General features: G+C 75.2%; 19 protein-coding genes. 7 read left to right on the plus strand and 12 right to left on the minus strand.

Translation table 11 applies throughout. The features are described 5' to 3' along the window. Positions 1 to 94: 94 nt before the first annotated feature. The 3 genes from ACZLKG_RS06005 to eccCa form a co-directional block, all read right to left on the minus strand. Positions 95 to 1,084 (minus strand): carbohydrate kinase family protein, encoded by a 990-nt coding sequence (locus ACZLKG_RS06005; protein WP_425709132.1) that lies wholly within the window; start codon positions 1,082 to 1,084, stop codon positions 95 to 97. Continuing rightward, positions 1,081 to 2,472, minus strand: coding sequence for a mannitol dehydrogenase family protein (locus ACZLKG_RS06010; RefSeq protein WP_425709131.1), 1,392 nt, complete (start codon positions 2,470 to 2,472; stop codon positions 1,081 to 1,083). Before ACZLKG_RS06010 ends, ACZLKG_RS06005 begins: the two co-directional genes overlap by 4 nt. A 120-nt stretch (positions 2,473 to 2,592) precedes the next feature. After that, positions 2,593 to 6,681, minus strand: a complete 4,089-nt coding sequence (gene eccCa, locus ACZLKG_RS06015; RefSeq protein WP_425709130.1) for a type VII secretion protein EccCa — start codon at positions 6,679 to 6,681, stop codon at positions 2,593 to 2,595. Between the two features lie 202 nt (positions 6,682 to 6,883). Between eccCa and ACZLKG_RS06020 the strand changes: the two genes are divergently transcribed. Next, entirely contained in the window at positions 6,884 to 8,263 is a 1,380-nt protein-coding gene (locus tag ACZLKG_RS06020) for a hypothetical protein (protein WP_425709129.1), read from the plus strand. A gap of 719 nt (positions 8,264 to 8,982) precedes the next feature. Continuing rightward, positions 8,983 to 10,248 (plus strand): RDD family protein, encoded by a 1,266-nt coding sequence (locus ACZLKG_RS06025; protein WP_425709282.1) that lies wholly within the window; start codon positions 8,983 to 8,985, stop codon positions 10,246 to 10,248. A 129-nt stretch (positions 10,249 to 10,377) separates the two neighbouring features. Here the strand turns inward: ACZLKG_RS06025 and ACZLKG_RS06030 are convergent, their stop codons facing one another. The 5 genes from ACZLKG_RS06030 to ACZLKG_RS06050 all read right to left on the minus strand — a co-directional run bounded on the left by ACZLKG_RS06030 (position 10,378) and on the right by ACZLKG_RS06050 (position 14,848). Further along, positions 10,378 to 11,517: a hypothetical protein gene (locus ACZLKG_RS06030; protein WP_463648250.1), complete on the minus strand. Its 1,140-nt coding sequence runs from the start codon at positions 11,515 to 11,517 to the stop codon at positions 10,378 to 10,380. Positions 11,518 to 11,580: 63 nt separating this feature from the next. Then, positions 11,581 to 11,763 carry a hypothetical protein gene (locus tag ACZLKG_RS06035; protein WP_463648251.1) on the minus strand — a complete coding sequence of 61 codons (183 nt, stop codon included), beginning with the start codon at positions 11,761 to 11,763 and terminating at the stop codon, positions 11,581 to 11,583. A gap of 142 nt (positions 11,764 to 11,905) precedes the next feature. Then, positions 11,906 to 12,259, minus strand: coding sequence for a WXG100 family type VII secretion target (locus ACZLKG_RS06040; RefSeq protein ID WP_463648252.1), 354 nt, complete (start codon positions 12,257 to 12,259; stop codon positions 11,906 to 11,908). 93 nt (positions 12,260 to 12,352) lie between these two features. Continuing rightward, positions 12,353 to 14,455 carry a hypothetical protein gene (locus tag ACZLKG_RS06045; RefSeq protein WP_463648253.1) on the minus strand — a complete coding sequence of 701 codons (2,103 nt, stop codon included), beginning with the start codon at positions 14,453 to 14,455 and terminating at the stop codon, positions 12,353 to 12,355. Between the two features lie 36 nt (positions 14,456 to 14,491). Further along, positions 14,492 to 14,848 carry a hypothetical protein gene (locus ACZLKG_RS06050; protein WP_463648254.1) on the minus strand — a complete coding sequence of 119 codons (357 nt, stop codon included), beginning with the start codon at positions 14,846 to 14,848 and terminating at the stop codon, positions 14,492 to 14,494. 1,007 nt (positions 14,849 to 15,855) lie between these two features. On the opposite strand from ACZLKG_RS06050, the gene ACZLKG_RS06055 reads away from it, so the two are divergent. After that, positions 15,856 to 16,173, plus strand: coding sequence for a hypothetical protein (locus ACZLKG_RS06055; protein WP_463648255.1), 318 nt, complete (start codon positions 15,856 to 15,858; stop codon positions 16,171 to 16,173). A gap of 662 nt (positions 16,174 to 16,835) precedes the next feature. Here the strand turns inward: ACZLKG_RS06055 and ACZLKG_RS06060 are convergent. From ACZLKG_RS06060 to ACZLKG_RS06070, 3 genes are all read right to left on the minus strand, one after another. Then, positions 16,836 to 17,213 carry a hypothetical protein gene (locus ACZLKG_RS06060; RefSeq protein WP_425708375.1) on the minus strand — a complete coding sequence of 126 codons (378 nt, stop codon included), beginning with the start codon at positions 17,211 to 17,213 and terminating at the stop codon, positions 16,836 to 16,838. Positions 17,214 to 17,349: 136 nt separating this feature from the next. Continuing rightward, positions 17,350 to 17,646, minus strand: coding sequence for a WXG100 family type VII secretion target (locus ACZLKG_RS06065; protein ID WP_425708374.1), 297 nt, complete (start codon positions 17,644 to 17,646; stop codon positions 17,350 to 17,352). Positions 17,647 to 17,681: 35 nt separating this feature from the next. Beyond that, positions 17,682 to 17,981 (minus strand): WXG100 family type VII secretion target, encoded by a 300-nt coding sequence (locus ACZLKG_RS06070; protein ID WP_425708373.1) that lies wholly within the window; start codon positions 17,979 to 17,981, stop codon positions 17,682 to 17,684. A 382-nt stretch (positions 17,982 to 18,363) separates the two neighbouring features. Here ACZLKG_RS06070 and eccD point away from each other — a divergent pair, with 382 nt between their 5' ends. The 4 genes from eccD to ACZLKG_RS06090 all read left to right on the plus strand — a co-directional run bounded on the left by eccD (position 18,364) and on the right by ACZLKG_RS06090 (position 24,020). After that, positions 18,364 to 19,704 carry a type VII secretion integral membrane protein EccD gene (gene eccD / locus ACZLKG_RS06075; RefSeq protein WP_463648256.1) on the plus strand — a complete coding sequence of 447 codons (1,341 nt, stop codon included), beginning with the start codon at positions 18,364 to 18,366 and terminating at the stop codon, positions 19,702 to 19,704. Further along, positions 19,705 to 21,153, plus strand: coding sequence for a type VII secretion protein EccB (eccB, locus tag ACZLKG_RS06080; protein ID WP_425708371.1), 1,449 nt, complete (start codon positions 19,705 to 19,707; stop codon positions 21,151 to 21,153). It begins immediately after the preceding gene. Beyond that, positions 21,150 to 22,538 (plus strand): S8 family serine peptidase, encoded by a 1,389-nt coding sequence (locus tag ACZLKG_RS06085; protein WP_463648257.1) that lies wholly within the window; start codon positions 21,150 to 21,152, stop codon positions 22,536 to 22,538. The genes eccB and ACZLKG_RS06085 overlap by 4 nt, the downstream gene beginning before the upstream one ends. 81 nt (positions 22,539 to 22,619) lie before the next feature. Continuing rightward, positions 22,620 to 24,020, plus strand: a complete 1,401-nt coding sequence (locus tag ACZLKG_RS06090) for an FAD-dependent oxidoreductase (RefSeq protein ID WP_425708369.1) — start codon at positions 22,620 to 22,622, stop codon at positions 24,018 to 24,020. A 69-nt stretch (positions 24,021 to 24,089) separates the two neighbouring features. Here ACZLKG_RS06090 and ACZLKG_RS06095 read toward each other — a convergent pair whose 3' ends face one another. Then, positions 24,090 to 24,848 (minus strand): hypothetical protein, encoded by a 759-nt coding sequence (locus tag ACZLKG_RS06095; protein WP_463648258.1) that lies wholly within the window; start codon positions 24,846 to 24,848, stop codon positions 24,090 to 24,092. Between the last annotated feature and the right edge of the window lie 143 nt (positions 24,849 to 24,991).

A 24,991-nucleotide genomic window follows, 5' to 3' on the forward strand; every position in this document is an offset into this window, starting at 1 on the left:
CTCCTTTTTCCTCTGTTCCCCCTCCAACCCCCCCCCCCCCCCCCCCCCCCCCCCCCCCTCGACGAGGGGAAGCCGGGGTTGCGACCTCTCCCGGTCAGGCCTGATCGAGCTCGGCGGCCGTCGGCAGGTCGGCGCCCCGGCGGCTCACCGTGATCCCCGAGGCCGCGGCGCTGCGCCGGCCGATCCGCTCCAGGTCGAGCGGCTCATCGCCCGCACCGTCGCCGCCCACCGGTCCGGCTCCGCCCGGCAGCGTGAGCAGCGAGTCGATGAGCGCGGCCATGTAGCTGTCCCCGGCGCCGACGGTGTCGACCACGTCCACCTGCGCGCGCGGGACCCGGACCGACCGTGCCTGGTCGGCGAGGATCGCCCCCTCGGCACCGAGCGTGAGCACGACGAGCCGCGGTCCGAGGGCGAGCGTGTGCGCGACGACCTCCTCGTCGGTGAGGTCCGGGAAGAGCCACTCGGCGTCCTCGTCGGAGATCTTGACGACGCTCGCATGCGCGGCGAGCGCGTCGTAGCCCTGCTGGACCTGCGCCAACGGCGGGAGCAGCGCGGCGCGGATGTTCGGGTCGAACGAGACGATCGCCCCCTCGGCGGCGGCACGGGCGGCGACCTCCCGCACGCGCGTGGCGCCGGGCTCGACGAACGCCGCGTAGGAGCCCACGTGGACGGCCTCGGGGATCTCGATCGTGGCCACGTCGGGCAGCTGCCAGGCGACGTCGAACTCGTAGGCCGGCACGCCCGCCTCGTCGACGGTGGCGACCGCCGTCGACGTGCGCCCCTCGACGACGGAGCCGTCGAGGACCTCGACCCCGGCGTCGGTGAGGTGCTCGAGCACGAGTGCGCCGTCCTCGTCGTCGCCGAGGTGGGTGAGCAGGGCGACGGGCAGGCCGAGCCGGGCCAGCCCGACCGCCATGTTCGCGGGGCTTCCCCCGGGGACGCGGCCGCTCGCTCGCGCGGGCCCCCCGGGCTCGTCGGGGAAGACGTCGACGAGGGCCTCACCGACGACGAGCACGCGCTGCCCGGCGGTGGATCCGACGGCGGGCGCGCCGTCGGCCCCCGCGGCGGGGCCGTCCCCGCTCACGCGTCGCCCGTCCCGTCGAGCAGCGCCTGGGCCGCGGCGAGGACGCCGTCGGCGACGATGGCGTCGTGGGCGGCCACGAAGGCTTCCCGGAACCGGGCGTCGGCGCCGATCCGGCCGAAGAGGTCCTCGTCGTCGAGGTAGGTGCCGGTGTCCGCGCCGAGTCGCTCGGCCGCGGCGTCGAGCCGGTCGCGCTGCCGGTCCGTCACCTGCTCGGTCAGCTCGGGCGTGCCCGCGACCACCGCGCTCGCGGCGAGGGTGAACGCCGTCGCGCGCACCGGCAGGTCCTGGGCGATGAGGTCCTCGACCACCGGGACCACGAACTTGTGGATGCGGTCGGACCCGTCGGTGGCGATCCGCACGAGCGTGTCGGCGATGGCCTCGTTCCCGAACCGCTCGAGGATGGTGTCCTGGTAGTCCGCCAGGTCGATCCCCTCGACCTCGCCGACGGTGGGCCGGGCCTCGTCGGCGATGTAGGCGGCCGCGAGGCGCCCGAGCACGTCGTCGGTCGCCGCCTCGTGCACGTAGCGGTGCCCGGCGAGCAGGCCGGTGAACCCCAGGAGCTGGTGGGTGGCGTTGAGGATGCGCAGCTTCATCCGCTCGTAGGGCACGACGTCGTCGACGAGCTGGACGCCCACCGAGCCGAGGTCGGGGCGGCCGGCGGGGAAACGGTCCTCGAGCACCCACTGGACGAACGGCTCGCCGACCACCGGCCGCCGGTCCTGCACGCCGAGCTCGCGCTCGACCATCGCGCGGTCCTCGTCCGTGGTCACCGGCGTGATCCGGTCGACCATGCTGCCCGGGAACGCGACGTTGTCCTCGATCCAGCCGGCCAGGTCCCCGCCGCGGGCGTAGGCATGCCCGAGGACGCTGCGGCGCGCGACGACGCCGTTGGACTCGATGTTGTCGCAGCTGACCACCGTGAACGGCTCCGTGCCGCGCTCACGACGCAGCGCGAGGGCGTCGACGATGTAGTCGAACGCGGTCGGTGTGCCGGACGGGTCCGGGTGCTCGCCGTACCCGCCCTCGGTGATCGTCAGGCTGACGATCCTCGTCTCCGGCGACGCGAGGCGCTCGACGAGCGCGTCCGGGTCGTCGGGTGCGTAGACGAAGTCGACGATCGAGCCGATCGTCCGCGCCTCGAGCGGCTCCCGCGAGTCGCGCAGGACGAGGGTGTAGGTGAAGTCCTGGGCGGCGAGGTCGTCGCGCATCGCCTTGTCACCGGGGAACAGGCCGACGCCGCAGATCGCCCATCCGTCGCCGTCGCCCGCCTCGAGGAGCCGGTCGACGTACATCGCCTGGTGCGAGCGGTGGAAGTTCCCGATCCCGAAGTGCACGATCCCCGTGGTGAGGCCGCTGCGGTCGTACGCGGGTGAGGTCGGTGTGGTCATGGTGGGCCCCCCGTCCGTCGTCGGGCCGCGCCCGACGAGCTCACGATCAGTGTCCCACGTCACCCTACGCCGGAGGGTGGGCGTCGCCCACCCCGGCGTCCGCCCCGGGCCGTGCCGGAACTACCCGTGGATCTTCGGCAACCAGGCGAGCTGGCCGACCTCGTTGCCGCGGTCGCGGGTGATCATCTGCGCGCGTCCTGCGTTCGTCTTCTTCGCGCGGATGCGCCCGATGACCGGCCCGTCGTCGGGGTTGCCGGACAGCAGGTAGGCGGGGGCCGCGAGGTCGGTCATCGTCTGCATGACCGGCTCGAACATCGCCCGCGAGGCACCACCGATGCGGCGCGTGATCACCACGTGCAGGCCGATGTCCTTCGCCTGCGCCATGAGCGGCTGCAGCGCGGAGAGCGGGTTGCCCGCCGAGGTGTTCACCAGGTCGTAGTCGTCCACGAGGATGTAGACCTCCGAGCCCGACCACCACGACCGGCTGCGCAGCTGGTCCGGCGTGACGTCCGGTCCGGGCAGGCGCCCCTTGAGGAACCCGGCCAGGCCCTTGAGCTCGGTCGTCGCCATCTCGTGCGTGGAGAGGTAGAGCCCGAGGTGCTTCTCCGGCAGCTCGCCGAGCAGCGCGCGGCGCAGGTCGACGGCGATGATCTGCGCCTCCTTGGGGCCGTTGAGTCGCGCGATCTCCGCGGCGACGGCCCGCAGGAACGTCGACTTCCCGGACTTGGAGTCGCCGAGGAGGAACATGAGCGGCTCGGCCGACGGGTCGAGGACGACCGGCGCGAGCCGGGCCTCGTCGACGCCGAGGAGGATGCCGCCGGCCAGCTCCTGCTCGGTGGCCTGGGCGCGGATCTCGTCGAGCGAGATCAGCTCGGGCAGCAGCCGCAGCTTCGGCCCGCGCCGCCCGGTCCAGCTCTCGTTGACGCGCCGCACCATGTCGTCGACACCGGCGCCGAGGGTGCCGGAGTCGCCGTCGCCGTCGACCCGGGGCAGCGCCGTGAGGATGTGGTGCTTGGACTTCGCCAGGCCCCGGCCCGGACGGTTGGGGATGTTCTTCGCCAGCTTCCGGTCCACGTCGGAGTCCAGGGCGTCACCGAGGCGGAGCTCGAGCCTCGAGCCGATCATGTCCTTGAGCTGCATGCGGAAGTCCATCCACCGGTTCGCGGTGCCGATGATGTGGAACCCGAAGGTCAGCCCGCGCCCGGCCAGCTGCTGGAGCGGGATCTCGAGGTCGTCGAAGTCGGCCTTGATCGTCGGCCAGCCGTCCACGACGAGGAAGATGTCGCCGTAGCCGTCGTCGACCCGGCCCTCGGCGCGGCGGATCCGGTAGGTCTCGATCGAATCGATCTTGTTCGCCCGGAAGAAGGCCTCGCGCTCGTCGACCAGCTGACGCATCTCGGCGACGATCCGGCGCACCACGTCGGGCTCCCCGCGGGTGGCCACGCCCGCGACGTGGGCGAGGTCGGTCATGGCGGCGAACGTGCCGCCGCCGAAGTCGAGGACGTAGATCTGCGCCTCCAGCGGCGTCCTCGTCAGCGCGATCGAGGTGACGATCGAGCGCGCGGCCGTCGACTTGCCCGTGCGGGGCCCGCCGACGATCGCCATGTGCCCGCCGGCGCCGGACAGGTCGAAGACGAGGTCCTCGCGGCGCTGCTCGAGCGGCTTGTCCACCACGCCGAGCGGGAGCGTGAGTGCGCCCGCGTCGCGCCAGCGCGGCGAGTGCAGGCCCAGCTCGGGGGTGACCGTGAGGTCGGGCATCAGCTCGTCGAAGGTCTGCGGGACGTCGAGCGGTGGCAGCCAGACGACATGCGCGGGCGGCCCCTGGCCCTCCATGCGGCTCACGCCGATGTCGAAGGTCGAGGGCTGGTTCTTGCGCTCCTCCTCGGCCTTCTTCTCTGCCTCGGCGGCCTGGCGCTCCTCGATCTCCCGGTCCGCGTCGTCAGCGGCCTCGAGCCTGCGCTGCAGCTCCTCGGGGCTCTCGCCGAGCACCGGCGCGGCCGTGTAGGGGGAGATGTCGATGTCGATCTGCTCGACCTGCTGCTGAGCCCCGCCGCCCTCGGAGCGCTTGCGGCGGCGCCGCACGGGCGGTGCACCGGAGACGTAGGCCGCGCGGAACCGGATCATCGTCGTCGTGTCGGGCTTGAGGTACCCGACGCCGGGCATCGGCGGGAGGTCGTACGCGTCGGTTACGCCGAGCACCGTGCGGGACTCCTGCGCCGAGAACGTGCGCAGACCGATCCGGTAGGACAGGTGCGACTCCAGGCCGCGCAGGCGGCCCTCCTCGAGCCGCTGCGAGGACAGCAGGAGGTGCATCGACAGCGAGCGGCCCAGCCGTCCGATCGCGACGAAGAGCTCGGCGAACTCCGGCTTGGCGGAGAGCAGCTCGGAGAACTCGTCGCAGATGATCATCAGCGCGGGCAGCGGCTCGAGGTCGGTCCGGCCGTTCGCGCGGGCCTTCTCGTAGTCGGTGACGTTGGCGAAGTTCCCGGCCGCGCGCAGGAGCTCCTGACGGCGGACCATCTCGCCGCGCAGGGCGTCCTCCATGCGGTCGACGAGCGTGAGCTCCTCGCCGAGGTTCGTGATGATCGCGGACACGTGCGGCATGTCGGCCATGCCGGCGAACGTCGCGCCACCCTTGAAGTCGACGAGCACGAGGTTGAGCGCCTCGGAGCTGTGGGTCATCGTCAGCGCCAGCACCAGGGTGCGCAGCACCTCGGACTTGCCCGAGCCGGTCGCGCCGATGATGAGGCCGTGCGGGCCCATGCCCTGCTGGGCGGACTCCTTGATGTCGAGCTGGACCACGCGGCCCTCGGGGGTCAGCCCGATCGGCACCCGGAGGCGGTCGCGCGGCAGGCGCGGACGCCAGGCCTGCGCGACGTCGAGGTCCCGGACGTCGCCCAGGCCGAGCAGGTCGGTGAGCTCGGCGGAGACCTCGGCGGCCGCCTCGCCGTCCTCCGTGGGGTCCGCCTGGATCTGTCCCGACCGGATCGACGCGAGCCGGGCGGTGAGGCGGCGGGCGGCCGCCTCCGCTCCGGGGACGCCGAGCTGGTCGGCGATCCCGATCTGCGGCTCCGCGCCGACCTGGAGGATCTCCACCGGGGTGGCGCCGGCCAACGGGCCCTCGTCGACGGCGTCGTGCAGCAGCAGCCTCAGCGTCGACGGGGAGACGAGTGCCTCCCACGTCTCGGGCAGGTCGAGGACGGTGACGCCCATGACGCCGTCGGGCGTGAGGACGGGGTTGACCGCCGGCACGTCTCCGCCGTCGACGACGACGAGGACGTGCGGCAGCTCCGGGTCGCCGCCCGACAGGCCGAACCGGGGCCGCTCGGCGATGCCGGCCGGCAGCAGGTCGGCCAGGTGGGCGAGCGACGTGGTGAGCATGCGGGCCGGGCCGACGGCGTCGCTCACGCGCGGGGAGAGCGCGTGGGGGAGCCACTTGATCCACTCCCACTCGGGCAGCGCCTCCTCGGACGCGATGACGGCGATCCGCAGGTCCTCCGGCGAGACGAAGGTCGCCAGGTGCGTGATGACGCCGCGCGCGAGCGACCGGGCGGCGTCCTCGGAGCCGGCGACCTCGATCCGGGCGAAGGCCTGGAGGTCCATGCCGAGCGGGAGGCCGCTGACCTCGCGGTGCGTGACGAGGAACCGGTGCGCGGCCGAGGCGGTGACCGGGTCGAGCTTGGCGAGCGTGGGGATCTCGGGCGACTTCAGGTCCAGGGACAGCGGCTGCGTGGCCGAGCCGATGCGGGTGAGCAGGAAGTCCTCGTCGTCGGGGCTGCGCTCCCACGTGCGGGAGCCCTCCTCGCCGACGGCCGCGAGCGAGCGCGGGTCGGGCATGCGCCAGGCGGAGTAGTCCAGCTGCATCTTCGCGGCGGTGCGCACCTTCTTGCGCAGGTCCGTGAGGTAGGCCAGGTACTCCCGGCGGGAGTCCATCACCGCCTTCTTGTGCTGGTTGCGCTGCCGGATGATGTTCATCGCGACCATGAGCACCATCGCCAGCATCATGGCGCCGCCCATGAGGACCATCCGCTGGTTGCCCGAGCCGCCCCCGAACATCATCACGCCCATCATCCCCATCGAGCCGATCATGGGGACGACCATCATGAGGATGTTCTGCATGCCCTCGGGCTCGGGGAGCTCGGGCGGCACCTGCAGCGTCTCCTCGCTCTGCGGCGGGGGTGGCGGCGCCTTGGTGGACGGACGGACCACGGACTTCCTCCACGTCGATCGCCGGACCGAGGCGCGCACCTCGCCGGGGCTGGACCGCGACGCCCCGGGGACCCAGCCCCTGCGCGCGGCCGGACGAACCGTCCGGAGCCGCCCCTAATATATGGTCTGGGGCGGCATGCGGCAGCCCCCACCGGGCGGTCCGGCCGCCGAGATCGGGCCCGCCGGACGGGGAGGGGAACGGATGACCACGACGGCCGAGCCGCGCGTGCATGCCACCGTGGTCCTCGGTCCCGTCGTGCGGGACGTGGCGGTCCCCGACGGCGCCACGGTCGCCGACGTCCTGCGCCGCCTGCGCGTCGACGCCCGCTCCCGGTCCGTGCTCGTCACCGACTCCTCCGGCTGGCGGGTCGCCGGCGAGGACGTCATCGGCGTCGACGTCCCCGACGGCGTGCTCCTCACCGTGACCCGCGGCTCCGCGGGCGCCTCGATCGAGGCCGACGAGCTCGGACGCTCCCGCACCCTGCCCGACGGCGCCGACTCCTTCGCCGTCATCGCCGCCGCCGCGGTCCTCGCCGTCGGCGGGGTCCTGCTGCTGGTCGGCTCCGCCTGGTGGGGGACCGGCGACCCCCTGCCCACCTGGTGGCGCGGCACCGTCGTCGCCCTGCTCGGAGTGGCCGCCCTCGGGCTGGCCCTGCGGCGCGCGCGGGAGGGCACGGTGCTCGTCGACCTGGCGGCGCTCTCGCTGGTGTCCGTGGCCGCCGGGGTCCTCGTCGTCCCGTCAGGCGGGCCCGCCCAGCTGCGGCTCGCGCTCGTCGTGGCACCCGCCGTGGCCGGGGCCGCGCTCGCGCTGCGCGCCGGCGTGGCCGAGCGGCGGCGCGACCGGACGGCCTCCTCCGCGGCGCTCATCGCCACCGTGTGGCTCGCGGCCGCGGCCGCCGCGCTGGCCACCCTGCAGATCGACACCGGCATGTCGGTCGTGGGGGCGCTCGTCGTCGGCGCGGTCCCGCCCCTCCTGCTCGCCATGCCGGACCTCGCGATCGACGTCCCCGACGACCAGCTCGTCGACCTCGAGCACGTCTCCCGCGACGCCACCGGCGTGCGCCAGGCGGCGCCCCGCGCGCCCGCCGAGGTCACGGCCCCGCGGGTGCGCCGGGTGGTGTCGACGGCACGGGTGCGCCAGGACCTGGTCGTCGTGCTGATGTCGCTGCTCGCGGCCGTCCTCGCGCCCTCCGTGCTCGCGATCGTGCCGATGGGCGGGATCCGGGGCTGGGCCGCGCTCGTGGCGGTCGTCCTGCTCGTGCTGTCCCTGCTGCTCGTGCCCCGCGGCGCCCGGGCCCGCACCGTGCGCGTCCTGCCGCGCCTGGCCGCATTCGTCGTCATCGGTCAGATCGGGTGGGCGGCCGTGGCGGGCGGCCGCGCGGAGGCGCTGACCGTGGGCATCGTGGCGGTGCTCGCCGCGCTCGCCGTGGCCGGGCTCGCGATCGCCGTCGCGTACGGCATGAGCAACGTGGCGCTCGCCCGCCTGGGCGACATCGTCCAGGGGCTGGCCACGCACTTCGCCCTGCCGGCCGGGGTCGTGGCCGCGGGAGCCATCCACTGGGTGAGGCAGGTGGGACTGTGACGGAGAGCGACGACCGACGACCGCGGCGGCGCGACCGCAGGGAGCCGGCTCCCCAGGGGCGACCACCGGAGGCCGGGCTACCGGAGGAGGTGGCTCCCACCCAGGATCGCGGGGCGACGGGCGAGCAGGGTACCGCACCCCGAGGCGGGGGCCGTCCTGCCGGCCGGGCCGGTTCGCGGTCCGCGGCGGGTTCCCGCCCGGCGCCCGGCGGCGGTTCCCGCCCGGCCCCCGGAGCCGGCTCACGCCCGGCGCCCGGCGGCGGTTCCCGCCCGGCGCCTGGCGGCGGTTCCCGCCCGGCGCCTGGCGGCGGTTCCCGCCCGGCGCCCGGCGCGCAGGGTGGGACCGGCGCGTCGGGCCCGATCGTCGGGTCGGGCGGCGGCCGGCGGGCTCCCCGCAGCGGCTCTCCGCTGGCCGGCGGGCCGGCCACGGGCCAGGGCTCCGGGCAGGGCGCCGCACAGTCGGGCTCGCCCGCTCCGACACAGGGTTCGTCGGCGTCGACCGGCACCGTAGGCCGGACGACCGGCGACCGCGCCCGCGCGGGTCTGCCACCCGTGACGACCCGCGCCGGCGCCGCGTCGGCGGCCGGGGCGACGGGAGCTCAGCAGCCTCCTGCGACGGCACGGGAGGAGGCCCGGCCCGACGCCGATCCTTACCGGGATCGCCAGACGCTGCGCGTGCAGCGGCGCACGGCCGCCCGTCCCGACCAGGGCGCCGGACCGATGCCCGGCACGCAGCCGGCAGCACCCGCCGATCGACCGGCGCCCGGGGCGTCGGGACCCGTCGGTGCGCAGGTGGCCGGGCCGGACGGCCCGCGGGCCGCCCTGCCGACCCCCGCCGGTCGGCGCCCCGCCCCGACCCGGGGCGACGGGCCGACGACCGGCTCCGCACCCACGACCGGCTCCGCACCCACGAGCGGACCTATACCCGCGTCGGTGCCTCCGACCGGCCCCGCCGCCGCGGGCGCTCCGATTGCCGGCTCCGCACCGGCACCGTGGGGGGCGTCCGCGCCCGAGGCGGGCGGGACCGACTGGGCCGCCCGTTTCGGCCCGGACGCCGCCGCGCCGTCGGCGCCCTCCGGGCCCGGGACCGGACCGCACCGGGGCGGGCAGGCACCGCAGGCGGGGGAGCGCGACGCGGGGACACACGGTGCAGGACCGACCTCCGTCGGGACCGCACCGGCTGCTGCCACCGCACCGGTCGCCCCCGACCGGCGTGCATCGGCCGCGGTGGCACCGTCTGCCGCGTCGTCACCGCCGGCGCCGGCCCCCGCCCGCGGTGGGGGCTCCCGGCCCGCGGGTCCGTGGCCGGCGGACCATGGAGCTACGGGGGACCGGGACCGCCGTCGCCGGCGACGTCCCGAGGGTGCCCCCGACGAGGCCTCGTCCCGCAGCGGACACCTGACCGGCGGGTCCGGCGCGGACCGGAGCCGGTTCGTCGACGGGCGCCCCACCACCGGTCCGCTCCTCCAGCTGGCGTCCTATCTGATCACGCTGGTCGTGATCGTCGGTCCGGCCGTCGGCGTCTGGTTCCTCAGCTCGTCGATCGTGCTCACCGTCCTCGCGGTCGTCGAGCTCGCGGCCCTGGTCGTCCTGCTCCGTGCGCGCACCGGCATCACGCCCGGCGGGCTCGTGCTCGGGCTGCGCGCCGCACGACGCACGAACCACCTCGCCCCGGGCCTGGCCCGCGAGGCCGCGCGCTCCGGTGTCCTCGGCGGGGCGCACCTCACCGTGGTCGGCGGACTCGTGCTGGCGCTGTCCGGTCTGTTCGATCCCCAGAAGCGCGGCCGCGCCTGGCACGACCGCGTCGGGAGCTCCCGCATCCTGCCCACCAGGCGGATCGCGCGGGAGGACGCCAAGGACCCGGACGGCGCGCGACGGGTGCGGGCGACGATGGCGCCGCTCCCCGCGGACCGGATCGACCTCGGGCGTGAGGTCACCCGGCTCGGTGACGACCCCCGCCACGGCTCGGGCACGCGCCGGGCCTGACCCGGCGCCGGACCCGCCGGCGGCGGGGCTGACCTCAGGTTGGACGTGACGAGGCCCCGACGACCGGCGCGGTCGTCGGGGCCTCGTCGTCGCCTCCTGCCCGAAGCAGGGGACGTCAGACGAGTCCGGTCACCACTCGTCCGTCCTCCGGTCGTTCCCCTTGCGGAGCTGGTCCGGCGCGGGTCGGGCGGCGGCGCGGTCGCTGCCCTTGGCCCCCTCGGGCCGGGCGATCACGGTCGGCCCGGCGGGCTCCTGCTCCGGGCTCGGCGCGAGCTCCTCGGCCGGGTCCTCCTCGTCCGTGCGCTTCCTGCGTCGGTCCGACTTGCGACCGCCGGCGACCATCCCGCCCATGGGCATGCCGCCCATCATCGGCGGCCGTCCACCGGCGCCCGCGCCTGCCCCACCGCTCCCGGACGTGGGCGTACCGCCGGCGGGAGCGGAGCCGACGACGCCGGACGGAGCGCCGCCCGCGCCGGCGGGACCGGGACCGGGGCTCGGGCGTACCGCGCCGGCCGGGTGCCCCGCCGCGCTCGCACCGTCGGAGCCGCCGCCAGGCACACCGGCGACACCGCCGACGGGTGCCACCGCGCCACCACCGACGCCGCCGTCCCCACCGGGTGCGCCCGCGCCGCCCGGGATGCCGCCGGTCCCCGGTGCTGCGCCCGCGCCGGGCGCGCCGCCCGCACCGGGCGCACCCCCTCCGCCGGGACCGCCGACCACGGGTCCGGAGCTCACGGGTCCGCCGGGTCCGCCGGGCGCCGTGCCGGGTCCGCCGGGACCGCCTGTCCCTCCGGGCGGGGCGGCGTCGACGGACGGCTCACCTATGAGGGTCCCGCCGGGGCCGCCCGGCAGGTCCATCGTCGGGATCTGCGTGTCCGGTGCGTCCCACCAGCCGGGGCCTCCCGGCCGCGGAAAAGTGTCGCCGAACCGCGGGGCGGGACGCACGTACCAGTCGCGGGTGTTGGTGTCGGGCGTCGGACGGCGCGGGCTCGTGACGATCCTGTGCTGCTCCGGCTCCGGCGGAAGGGAGTTGTATCGGGGAACACCGGTCACCTCGGGCGGCGGAGTGTGCACGCCGATCGCCGTGCCCTCCGGTGGTGGCGGCGGAATGACGTTCGGGCCGTTCGCCGTCCGAGCGCGGACCTGGCCGCCCGCGTCCTCACGCCATGGCTCGCCGCCGGCGGTGATCTCCGGCATCATCTCGGTGGCCTCGCGCACCCGGTACTCGAGATCCCACAGCGCGCCGCTCGCGTGAGAGTCGTAGCGCATGGTGTCGAACTCGTCGTAGTCGCCGCTCGCGCGGTCCTGCTCCCATCGCGCGTACGTGTCCTCTTACGTCCTCCTCGCCGTGTCGGCGCCGCTGCGCGCGTGCTCGACCGCCGAGCTCACCTCCCAGACCTCCCCCGAGCGGTGCTGGGCCCAGCGCTCCACCCGGGAGAACACCTCGACGGCGGAGTCTCCGGCGTCACCGGTGATGCCGAGCTCGCCCTGCGAGCCGCGCAGGTCGTCGGCCACCCTGACGAGCTCCTGGCGATACCGTCCAGGCCCTCGGAGAGGCCGAGGACGGCCGGTTCCTGAAAGGTCTCGATCCGCCGCATGTTCTCGGTGAGGAACGTGGGGGCCATGTAGTCGTTCGGCATGCTGCGTCCTTTCCTCGTCAGGCCTGCACGGCGGCGGAGACACGGGGCAGGTCGAGCCCCTCGAGCTGGGAGCGGGTCGAGGCGAGCAGTGTGGAGACCTCCTCGTCGACGTCCTGGATGCGCGACGCGGACTCGGTCAGCGACCGCGCGAGCTCCTCGAGCTGTGTCAGCAGGATCGTCATGCTGCCGGAGACGTCGTTGAGCTCCTGCACCACGGCGAACCTCATGCGCGTGGGGCCGGGGAGCTCGCCCCAGCTGGCGGCCTGCTGGTTGATCTCGTCGCTCACGCGCTGCCTGAGCCCCGCGATGTCGTCGACCGTGCTCGCGAGCAGACGTACCCGCGCCTCGAGCACGTCCGGATCCAGCTCCACCTGGTTTATCTCGTCCCCCCTCGGGCCGTGGAGCGCCCGGCCGGCTACTGCGGCGATGGGCCCCGGTTGTCGGTCGTCATTCGTGTCGTCGTCTCACCACTCGTCGGACTCGTCGGGAGTCCGCAGACGGGGCGCCGGTCGAGACTCGCCCCGGCGGCCTCCTCGGCCGGCGGGGCCGCCCGTGGGCGTCGCCTCCGTGCCCGGCTGGTCGACGAGGTCCATGTGATCGGCCTCGCCGGTCCGTCCCTCCGAGCGTCGCCCATCGCCCCGGCCGCGGCCAGCCGTCGCACCGGGGACTGCTCCCCCCGAGCGTCCGCCTCGTCCTGCACCCGCGGAGGCGGCACGGCCCGCGCCACCGCGACCTGCCGCGCCCGCTGCGCCGACCCCGCCCACGAGGGGGCCGGCCATACCGGCGCGCCCGGCGGCGCCGGCACCCGCGCGGCCTGCGCCTCCTGCCCCTGCTCGGTCTGCGGCCCCTGGACGTCCGGAGTCGGGTGCCGCCGCGCGTGTGACGCCGGTTCGTCCGGAGACGCCTGGACGGGCCGCCCCGCGGCCGGCTGAACCGCGACCGCCTGCGGCACCCGTCCCGCCGACGAGCGGGCCGGCCATGCCCGGACGGGCACCGGCTCCGGCCCGGCCGACGCCAGCGCGTCCAGCTCCTGCGCGACCGCCGCCACGGCTCCCGGCCGCGCCGGCGCCGCCCATCATCGGACCGACCATGCCAGGTCGACCGGCGGCTCCGGCTGAGCCTGCGCCTGCGCGTCCAGCTCCTGCGCGACCGCCGCCACGGCTCCCGGCCGCGCCGGCGCCGCCCATCATCGGACCGACCATGCCAGGTCGACCGGCGGCTCCGGCTGAGCCTGCGCCTGCGCGTCCAGCTCCTGCGCGACCGCCGCCACGGCTCCCGGCCGCGCCGGCGCCGCCCATCATCGGACCGACCATGCCAGGTCGACCGGCGGCTCCGGCTGAGCCTGCGCCTGCGCGTCCAGCTCCTGCGCGACCGCCGCCACGTGCAGCAGCGCCGCCCATGCCGGCGCCACCCATCATCGGACCCACCATGCCGGGCGAGCCACCCGCGCCGGGGGCTCCGGGCAGCGCGCCCGGACCACCGATACCCGGGCCGGCGCCCGGAGTTCCGGGTAGCGCGCCGGGACCACCGACGCCGGGACCGGCACCGGGGGCGCCCGGCAGCGCGCCGGGACCCCCGACGCCCGGGCCCGCGCCCGGCGGCGGCAACGTGGGCAGCTGAGAGTCGACGGACGGAGGGCCGGGGTCGGGGATCGGGGGAAGCGGCGGCCGGTAGAACGACGGCGGGTCCCGCGGGTCGGGCCGGTCCGGTGGGTACGGCCGGTCTGGCGGGTATGGCGGGTCGGGCCGGTCCGGTGGGTACGGCGGCTCCGGCCGGTCCGGCGGGTACGGCGGCTCCGGCCGGTCCGGTGGGTACGGCGGCTCCGGCCGGTCCGGCGGGTACGGCGGCTCCGGCCGGTCCGGTGGGTATGGCGGGTCGGGCCGGTCCGGTGGGTACGGCGGCTCCGGCCGGTCCGGCGGGTACGGAGGGTGGTACGGCGGGTCGTCCGGCCGATCGGGCGGGCGAGGAGGATCGGGCAGCCGAGGCGATCCGCCGCCTCCGCCACCTCCTCCGCTTCCACCGGTGCCGCCGTCACCTCCGGTGCCGCCGCCGGGAAGGTCACTGCCGCCCCCGGGCACGTCCGTGCCGCTGCCGCCGGGCACGTCTCCGGTGCCGTCGGCGATGTCCGGGAGCATGGCGATGGCGTCCTCGACCTGGTAGTCGAGCGACTCGATGGCCTCACCGGCGGCGGTGTTGTACTCCTGCCGCCGGGAGTCGTCCCAGTTGCCGCCCTCGTGCGCCGCGGTGTAGCTCTCGTTGAGGTCGAAGTAGTAGGTCTGGGTGGAGCCGCCGGCCTCGCGGGCGTAGTCCACCGCCGCCGCGATCGCGTCGACCTCCCCGGCCCGATGCTCCGCCCAGCCCTGGACCCGCTGGAACGCGAGGACCGCGTCGTCCCCGGCCTGCCCCTCGATGCCCAGGTTGCCGGACGCGGCGGCGAGGTCGTCGGCGAGACCGCGCAGACGCTCGGCGATCCCCGTGAGCGTCGTCGTGTAGCTGTTGATGGGCTGCGCCTGGAACGGCGAGATCTTCCGCAGGGTCTCGGTCAGCGAGGTCGGTTCGTCCGTCATGGTGCGCCTGCCGTCCTTCCCCTGCGCGGTCTCGTGTCAGTCGTCCTGGTCGTTGAAGTTGCCGAGCTCCATGTCGCTCAGCCGCTCGCGGGTCTTCGTCAGCAGGTCGGTGGTCTCCTCGTCGACCCCCTGGATCAGCGCCGCCGAGTCCTCGAGCGCGCGAGCCAGACCCTCGAGGTCCTGGAGCAGCCGCGTCATCCCCATCCCGACGCCGTACATCCGCTCCGAGACCCGGTCGCTGATCCGGTTGATGGTCGAGAGGTCGGACCACCCCGACTTGTGGTCGAAGCGCCCGTTCCAGGCCTCGGACCGGATGTCCTCGACCTCCTCGACGGTGGTCGAGAGCAGCCGGACGCGCGCCGCGAGCACCTCCGGCTGCAGCTCGATCGCCATCGTCGTCCCTCCCGCTGATCAGCCGACGTCGTCGTGCCGGGTCGGCGCGCCCCGTGAGGCGCGCCGGCAACAGGGGGGGCAAATCGGCGTTTTCTTTTTTTGCGCCGAGCGCGGGTGCGGACCGGGCGTCCGAGCGCGTGCCCTTGCCTGCGCCGGCCGCCGTCGCTGGTGCCGACTCGTTCTCGAGCTGGTCGACGAGGTCCATGTGCTCGACCTCGTTCTCCGTGCGCTCCTTGTCCTTGGCTCCCGGCCGTCCGGCGAGCATCCCGCCCATCGGACCACGGGCCGCGCCGGCTGAACCGCCGCGCGAGGCAGCGCCTGCGCCCGAACGGCCGGCCGCCGGAGCACCCGGGCGGGCTCCGCCCCGACCGGGGGCCGCCGCACCGGCCGCCGCGCCGCGTCCGGGCGCCGATGTGCCCGTGGCTGCGCCGCGTCCGGTGGCGCCCACGGTGCCGGGACGACCGGCACCTCGCGCACCGGGTGCACCCGCGCCGCGACCTGCGGCACCTGCGGCCGCACCGGGACGGCCAGCAGCACCTGCGGCGCCAGGACGACCGGCGGCACCGGGTGCGTGACCAGCTGCGCCGACCGTGCCCGGCCGGCCGGCTCCGCCTGTGCGACCGGCAGCCCCGGCTCCCGCGCGTCCGGGCGCTCCTGCGCCGCGGGCAGGCGCTCCGGCCACGCCCGGGCGAGCAGCGCCGCGCGCTCCTCCTCCGGGAGGCGCACCGACCATGCCGGCACGGCCGGGGGTCCCGGCGGCTCCGCCGCGCGCACCCCCGGGACCGCCTCGACCGGCGACCGCTCCACCGCGACCGGCGGGCGGCATGCCCGCCACCGCCCCGGGACGTCCGGGCATGCCACGGCCGCCCGCGCCGGTGCCAGTGCCGATCGGGCGGGCACCACCGCCGGGGCGACCGGCGCCCGGGCCACCGATGGTGTGGATCGGGGGCCTGCCGGGCGTGCCGCCGGGAATGCCGGGGGCACGCCCGCCGCCACCTGGACCGGGCATGCCGGGCGTGATGGGCGGCGGGATCGGCATACCGCCGCCACCGGGCGGCGGCACCGGAGCAGGTCCGGGCAGCACCGGGTTCGGCACCGGCGCCGGGCCGGGCGACGGCAGTGGCGGCGCCGGCGTCGGCATCGGCGCGTCGACGTTCGGCGGGTCCGGGTCCGGAAGCGTGGGGACCTCGGGGACGCGCGGACCCGGAGGGTCGGGCAGCACCGGAGGCTCGGGGCCGATGATGGGCGGCTCCCACGGGTCGTACGGCGGCGGCATGACAGGTGGGTCCGGGCTCGGCGGCCGGATGACCCCGGGCGGCAGGTAGTTCCCCGGGGGCTGGTGCCCGCCGGGTCCGCCGCCCGGTCCGGGCACGTTGCCGCCGCCGCCACCGGGCAGCGGCGCGCCCGAGCGGTTGACGTCGGTGCCGCCGCGGTCGGGCGAGTAGCCGCGGTCCTTGAAGGGCGTCCCGGTCGCCGGCGTGATCTCCGGGATCAGGTCGATGGCGTCCTCGATGCGGTAGTCGAGCGACTCGATCGTCTCGCCGGCGGGACGGTCGTAGCGCTGGATGAGCTCGCGCTGCTCGTTCTCGTCCATCTCGTCCCAGCGGTCACGCTCGGAGTTGTTCGACCAGGAGCTGGCCTCCGTCGTGTAGGTGCCCTGTGCCTCGTCCCCGGCAGTCCGCGCCGCCGCCAGGGCGGTGCCGATCTCCTCGGACTCCGCCGCGCGGTGGCGCGCCCAGGACTCCAGCTCGTCGAACCCCTGCCCCGCGGCATCCCCGGCCTCGCCCTCGATACCGAGCTCCGCACGTCGGGAGCGGATCTCGTAGGCGAGGTCGTCGAGGCGGTCCGCGTAGCTGGTGAAGTTCCGCTCGATGCCCTGCAGCCCGCTCTTCTGGAGGTCGTCGATCCGGGCGAGCGTCTCGGTGAGCATCGTCGGCTCGGTCTTGTGGTAGTTCATCTCGTCAGCTCTCGATCGTCCTGGCTCGGGTCAGACCGGAATCGGGTAGGGGCCGCCGTGCGGTCCGGGCGGGGGCGGGGGGGCGGCCTCGTCGATCTGCTCGCCGATGGCCTCCAGGTCCGCCATGAGGCCGTCGTCGGTCTCCTCCAGGTTCTCGGCGGCGCGCACGAGCGCCTGCCGGATGTCCTCGGTGCTGAGGAGCAGGTCGTTGATCCCGCGGGCGAGCGCGAAGGTCGCCGTCGCGAGCGGGGAGCCGATCCGGCTGACCGTGGCCAGCTCCGACCACATGTTCCGCTGATCGACCCCGTCGCTGTTCATCTCGTCGTTGATCTTGGCGAGCTGCGTCACGACGGTGTCGAGGTAGGTGACGCGAGCTCGGAGCACCTCGGGCTCCAGCACGATGTTCATCTCGGGGGATCCTCCAGATCATCTCTCTGCCGCACCGGGCTGGGCGCTCGGTGGCTCGGTACCTGCGGTGCCGACGCACGAGAGCCACGGAGGCACCGGGACCGAGGGGTCCCGGTGCGACCGAGGCTTGCGTGTGTCAGACGTTGCCGCCGAAGTTGTTGGCAGCGATCCGGTCGGCGTCGGCGAAGTTGCCGCGGCTGCGCAGGACGAGGGACTCGATGAGCATGAGGATGGAGTCGACGTCCTCCATGTTCTGGTCCCAGTGGTGCTTGGCGGTGTCCCAGGCCTGGCGGGCCTCACCGTGGAAGCGCTCGCGCAGGTCGGCGGTGCCGCTGTGCAGGTCGTCCAGGTGCTGGCGGATGCGCTGGCCGGCCGAGCTGATGTCGGCGGCCCCGGTGTCGAGGGCGGCGTGGGTGACGCGGATGTCGTTCATCTGGATAACTCCCAATTCTCAGGTGGTAGGTCGGGTCAGCCGAGCAGCTGGCCGAAGTTGACGCTGCCCTCTTCGTCCTGGGCGGTGAACGACGACTGCGTGCCGCGCAGGTTCTCGGAGAGGGTGGTGAGCACCTCGTTGGTGTGCCGCGCCTCCTCGTTCCAACGCTGCATGGCCCGGTGGAACGCGGTGGCCGCCGAACCGGTCCACTGAGCGCCGATGCTCTGAATCTGCGAACCGAGCCTGGTGAACTCGCCGTCGACGGCGGTCTTCGTCTCGTCGACGCGGGACGCGGCCGTCTCGAGTGCGCCCTCGCCTGCCTCTACTGCTCCCATGGTGTCCTCCTGCTGAATCTCTCGTGGACGGGCCGCTGGTGGACCCGGTGCCCCGCGGGGCCTGACGTCCGCCGATCCGGGAGACCCGCTCTCGACGACAACCATCACGTTACGGCCACGGCGCTCGGCCGGGAACGGTCCCGCTCGGGGAGACCTCCCCACGCGTACAGCCTGGTCGGGGACCAGTGTTCGTGCGGTGTTCGGCGACCCGCCAGGGACGTTGCCGGACGGTCACCCGGACGTCACCGTCCGGTCACGTGGGCCGTGCCGGGCGTGACCGACGACCGCGGTGCGCGGCCGTGCTTGTGGCCGGCTGCGGATATCCTCGTGCAGGCGTTCCCGGGCCGGGGCGCGACGACACCGCGTCGAGGGAGGGCACCGCGTGAGCCAGGCAGTCAGCCGCCGCGCCGTCGGCACCGTGGTCCGGGTGACTCTCGTCGAGGGCGACGACCGCACGGACCTCGCGCTCCCGGGCTCCGTCCCCGTGGCCGAGATCGTGCCGGGACTGGCCCGCCGCCTGGGGATGCTCGAGGTCCGCGCCGCCGTGACCGGCTACCGCCTCACCCGCACGGACGGCACGGAGCTCGCGCCCGACCAGTCGCTCGCGGCCCAGGGCGTCGAGGACGGCGCCCTGCTCGCTCTCGTCGCGCGCGACGCCGGCAGCTCCGGCCGCGTCTACGACGATCTCGTCGAGGCCGTCTCCGACGCCGTGGAGGACCAGCACCGGGCATGGGCCCCGGCGGACTCCGCACGGATGACGCTGGTGGCGACCCTCGTCCTCGTCGTCACCGGCAGCGTCGTGCTGCTCACCGCCGACGACTCCTCCCTCCTGGTTCCCGTGGTCGCGGGGGCCGCCGCGGCGCTCTCGCTCGGCGTCACCGGCGTGCTGGCCGCCCTGCGCAGGACCGCCGCCAGCATGACGATGCTCGGCTCGACGGCGGTGCTCGCGCTGACGAGCGGCCTCGCCCTCGGCGTGGGACCGATGGTCGGCGAGCCGCTCGCCTTCGGTGGGCTCGGCGTCCTCGCCGTCGGGGCGCTCGCCCTGCCGTTCCTCGGGTCGGTGCGCGAGTACGCGGCGGTCCCGATCCTCGTCGGCCTGGTGCTCCTCGCGCTCGGCGGGCTGCCGCTGGTGACCGACCTGGGCACCGGCCAGGTGGCCGCCGGGATCGTCGCCGTGTCCGGCATCGTGCTGTCCTCGGCACCCTGGATCGCCCTGTCGATGACCGGCATCCGCGTGACCGTGCCCCGCAACCAGGCCGAGCTCGACGCCGAACGGCAGGAGATCCGTGCCGCCCGCGTCCGCTCGGAGTTCCTGCGCGGCTCGCGGCTGCTCCTCGCGATGCGGCTCTCCGGGGCGGCGGCCATCCTGCTCGCCACGCCCCATGCGGTGGCGACCGGGATCTGGGGCACCGCGCTGGTCCTCGTCGTGTGCGTGGCGTTCGTCCTCGGCGTGCGCGAGATCTATGCGCGGCGCGACGTCGTCGTCATGACCTCCACGGGGGTCGTCGGTGCCGCGGTGGCGGGTCTCGCCGTCGTCGTCGTCCACCCGACCTGGTGGCTGGCGGTCGCGATCGCCGTCGCCGCGCTCACGGTGGGGATCGTCGGCATGGCCGTCCTCAGCCCCGGGCCGCGGCCCGGCCTGCAGCGCGTGGGCGACACCCTCGAGGTGATCTGCGTGCTCGCCGTCCTGCCGCTGGCCGCGTTCGCCTCGGGCGTGGTGTAGATGGCCTCCAACAAGGACATCCTCGACGCGCAGCGGTTCAACCGGCAGCGCCTCGTCACCTCCTTCGTCTCGGGGGCGCCCGACGGCCGCGAGCTCGAGCCCGGCAAGCCGTGGCGCGGCGTCGTCGGGGGCCTGGTGCTCGTCGGGATCATCCTCGCGGGCGGTTTCGTCTCGCGGTGGCTCGCCCCGGGGGAGCCGGAGGGGTGGGAGGACGGCTCGCTCGTCGTCGTCGAGGAGGACGGCTCCCGCTACGTCACGTCCTCGGGCGTGATGTACCCGGTGCTCAACACGGCCTCCGCACGTCTCGTGCTCGGTGCGGGCGAGATGACGGTCCAGACGCTGTCCCAGGAGGAGGTCGCCGGCGTCACGCGCGGCCCGACCGTCGGCATCCCGGACGCCCCGGACTCGCTCCCGGACCCGGGCGACCTCGTCAACGACGAGTGGCTCTCGTGCGTCACGTCCTCGGGCGCGTCGTGGACCGCGCTGGGTCGCCCCACGATCGACACGGACGGCACCCAGGTCTCCGCCGAGCCCGCGCCGGACCAGGCGATCGTCGTGCGCGTCGAGGGCACGCTGTGGCTCGTCTCCGGCGCCACGCGGCACGCGATCGACGCCGAGCACGAGCAGCAGATCGTCCGCGCGCTCCGGCTCGACGCGGCGCCGGTCCCCGAGACGTCCGCCGCCTGGCTCGAGCTCTTCGCCCTCGGCGCCCCGCTGGAGCCGCTCGCCACGAGCGGGGCGGGCGAGCCGATGCCGGAGCCCCTCCCGGGCCTGGAGGACGTCCCCGCCGGACAGGCCGTCTCCATGGGCGAGGGCGACGACGTCTCGTACTACATCCTTGGCGCGTCGGGGGAGCTCCACCCACTGAGCGACGTCGGCTACCAGATGTACCGGCTGGGCGACGGCGAACACCTCGAGAGCGAGGCCATCGCGGTCAGCGCCGGAGACCTCGGTCAGATGCCCTCCGGTGACGACGCCGACCCCGCCGACTGGCCGGACGAGATCGCGGGCGCCGTGACCGCGACCGACGGTGCGACCCCCTGTGCCCGCCTCGTCGCCGGAGCGATGGACGAGTCCGACTCCTCCGCGCTCGTTGCGGGCCACGACATCCCCGAGGTCGCCGACGACACCGTCACGGTCGAGGGCGGCGCCGGCGCGCTCGTCTCCGGCAGCGGCGGCGGCCTCCTCACGGCCGACTTCTTCATCGACGAGACCGGCCGGGCCTACCCGCTGCTCGGGGCCCGCGGCGAGACGCTCGGCATGCTCGGCTACGAGCTGGAGGACCGGACGACCGTTCCGAGCCCGTGGGTGCGGCTCTTCCCGCAGGGACCGGGGCTGCAGCCGCTGGACCTGCCCGCGCTCGGCGGACCCGGCGACGAGTCCGAGAGCGGGGCCGGCACCGGGACCGAGGCGCCCTCCGGCGGCGAGACCGAGAGCGACGGCTCGTGACCGGTCGGCACGCGCACGGGCGGGGGCGTCGTGGCGATCGGCCCGGAGGTGCGCTGGCGGCGGTCCTGGCGGGCGCCGCCGTGCTCGCCACCCCGCTCCTGGTCTCCGGCGCCCCGGGCGCGCCCGCCGAGGCGTCGCCGGGCCGGGCCGGCCAGGTGCAGGCGACAACGGTCGACCCGTCCCGGGCCCGGACCGGACCAGTCTGGCGGGCCGAGCTGCCCGACGCCTGCACCCCCGAGGAGATACCGACCGAGCCCTCGCCGGTGCTCCCGGCCCTCGGCGTCGAGGAGGCGTGGGAGCTGTCCCGCGGCGAGGGCGTGACCGTCGCCGTCGTCGACTCCGGGGTCGCGCCCAGCGAGCCGCACCTGCCGGCGGACGAGGCCGTGCTGCCGGGCCTGGACTCCATGGGCACCGTGCCCGGCTCGGAGACCGTCACCGAGGGCCCGCCCCTGTCGAGCTCGGACGGCCGGACCGACTTCCACTTCCACGGCACCGCCGCGGCCAGCCTCATCGCCGCGCGCGACCCCGAGGGCACCCACGTGGTCGGCCTGGCTCCCGAGGCCCAGATCCTGCCCGTGCGCGTCTACGTCACCACCGAGGACGATGAGCTCATCGAGGCCGGCTACGGCACGGACGTCGGGCGCATGGCCGAGGGCATCCGCTGGGCCGCCGACCAGGGCGCGCAGATCATCTCGGTCTCGATGTCCCTCCCCACAGACGTCCCCGAGCTCCGGGAGGCCGTCGAGCACGCGAGCGCGGCGGGCTCCCTCGTCGTGGCGAGCGCCGGGAACGCGCGGACCGCCGACGACGACACGCCGGGACCGCGCTACCCCGCCGCCTACCCCGGCGCCCTGGCGGTGACGGCGACCACGATCGAGGGCGAGGCGACCGACGACTCCATCCCCGGCGAGCACGTCGAGATCGCGGCGCCCGGCGACCCCGCCTACTACGCGTACGTCACCGGCGAGGAGTGCTACACCGGTGGCGGCGGCGAGGCCGCCTCGAGCTGGGCGACGGCGTACGTCGCCGCCTCCGCCGCGCTGGTCGCCTCGATGTACCCCGACGAGACGCCGGCGCAGTGGGCCCACCGGCTCATGGTCACCGCCGTGCGCACGGTCCCCGGCGAGCGCGACGACCTCCTCGGCTGGGGCAGCGTGGCGCCCTACGACGCGCTGTCGTTCGTCGACGACGGCGCAGCCCCGGGGCCGCCGAGCCCGGTCCACGAGGCGCCGTCGGTCGACGCACCGACCTTCGTCGCGGTGCCCGAGCGGCCCGAGGACCCGCTCGAGGCCGTCCGGGGCACCGCGGCGTGGTGGGTGTTCGGGGCGTTCGTCGTCGTCGGCGGGGCCGGTCTGCTCGCCAAGGCGCCCCGCCGGCGCGGCTGACCTCACGCGGACCGCCGTTCGCCGCGGGCGCCGCCGCCGTAGACTGGCCCGCGGACCTATCCCGCCCGCCGAGAGGACGCAGTGACCGCCGCACGCCCCCTGCACGTGGCCCTGGTCGGGGCCGGACCCGCCGGCACCTACGCCGCCGACATCCTCTCCGCCTCGGGGCTGGACGTCCGCATCGACCTCATCGAACGGCTCCCGGCCCCCTTCGGGCTCGTGCGATACGGCGTCGCGCCCGACCACCCTCGCATCAAGGCCATCATCCGGGCCCTGGAGAAGGTACTCTCGCGCGGCGACGTGCGCCTCCTGGGCAACGTGGCCGTGGGCCGCGACGTGAGCCTGGAGCGGCTGCGCGAGCTCTACGACATCGTCATCGTCTCCACCGGCGCCGACGCCGACGTCCCGCTCGACATCCCGGGCGTCGACCTGCCCGGGGTCCACGGCGCCGCAGACTTCGTCTCCTGGTACGACGGCCACCCGGACGTGCCGCGCACGTGGCCGCTCCAGGCGCGCGAGATCGCCGTCCTCGGGGTCGGCAACGTCGCGCTCGACGTCGCACGGATCCTGGCCAAGCACCCGAAGGACCTGATGAGCACCGAGGTGCCGGCCAACGTCGTCGCCGGCCTGGAGGCATCGCCCGTCACGGACGTCCACCTGTTCGGCCGCCGCGGGCCCGCCCAGGTGAAGTTCACGCCGCTCGAGTTGCGCGAGCTCGCCAAGGTGCCCGACGTCGACCTGCTCGTCGACGAGGAGGACTTCCACTTCGACGAGGGCTCGGAGGAGGCGATCCGCTCCTCGAACCAGACCAAGCAGGTCGTCAATACGCTGATGGACCTCGCGATGCGCGACCCCTCGACGCTCACCGCCTCGCGCCGCATCCACCTGCACCTGTTCCACTCCCCGGCGGCCGTCCTCGGCTCACCCGAGGACGGGGTCACCGCCCTGCGCACCGAGCGCACCGAGCTCACCGGTGACGGCTCGGTCCGCGGGACCGGCCGGCTCGTCGAGACGCCCGTGCAGGCCGTCTACCGGGCGGTCGGCTACTACTCGGCCCCGATCGACGGCCTCCCGTTCGACGTGCGCGGCGGGATCATCCCCAACGTCGAGGGCCGCGTGCTGGGCGAGGACGGCGAGACCGTCCAGGGGGTCTACGTCACGGGCTGGATCAAGCGCGGACCCGTCGGCCTCATCGGCTCGACCAAGTCCGACGCGCAGCAGACGATCGGCCACGTGGTGGAGGACGCCCGGGCCGGGGTCGTCGGCGCCGGCCCGGAGCGCGCGGGCCGCGAGGGCCTGACCGCCGAGCTCGACGCCGCGGGCGTGCCCTGGACCGACTGGGTCGGCTGGGAGACGCTGGACGCCTTCGAGCGGCGCCTCGGCGAGACCGACGCCCACGTGCGCGAGCGCGTCAAGGTGGTCGCCCGCGAGGCGATGACCAAGATCGCCCGCGGGCACGACGATGTCGGTCCGCTGGTCTGAGCCGGTCCGGGCTGAGCCGGTCCGGGCCGAGCCGGTCCGGGCCGGGCCGGCGCCGTCAGGTACCCGGAGTCAGCGCAGCCGGGGCAGGACGCGGGCCGCGCGCAGGATCCCCCAGACGATCCACAGGACGGCGGTAGCGGCGGCGGCGACGACGGTCCCCAGGGTGCCTGCGCGGGCGAGCAGGTAGAAGGCGGCGAGGGCACGGGGGGACGGCGCCGGTGCCACGCGGGCGTGCTCCGTCGCCTGCGGTGCGGTCTGGGTGGTCTCCTCGGCGGGCTCGCACACGATCTCGAACGTGCCGGTCGACCCGCTGGGCATGACGTGGGTCGACACGTGGTCGTCGTTCGTCAGCTGTCGCAGGAGCCAGCGCGGGTCGAGGCCGAGCCCCGCGGAGTCCGTGCCGGCACAGCTCACGGCCGGGGCCTGCTCGGGTGCCCACAGCCAGACGTCGGAGCCGCGCTCGACCTGGATCGTCACCGGTGTCCCGTCCAGCGGCACGTCCGTCGCTCCGTCGCTCATCCGCGAGTGCAGGACGACGCCGACGACGAACATCACGATCAGGGGCACCACGAGCCAGCGTCCGATCCGCACGAGACCGTGCAGCGTGGCACCGACCTTCGGCCGGAGCGAGGTCCACGAGGTCGCGGGAGCGTGACGCCCCACCCCGGGGGCCGCGCGAGGGTGCGCGTGGTCGGTGGCGGTGGCGACCGGGTTCCAGGGGGAGTGGTCGGCGGCCGTGCGCATCGACTCCAGGTCGCTCGAGTAGGGGTCCGTCGACCGGCGGCCGGGGCGGGGAGCGGCGCCGTAGCTCGAGGGATCGTGGGGCACGCACCCAGAGTAGGTCGGCGCCGCCGTGCCCGACGCGCGTCGGGAGGTGCTCCGTGCACCGGGCGTGCGACGAGCGGTGCTCGTCCTAGTAGCCTGCCTCCCACCCGCTCCGCCCCGACCCGAGGACACCGATGCCCGGCCGA

The organism is Georgenia sp. Z2081 (genome assembly GCF_055326445.1).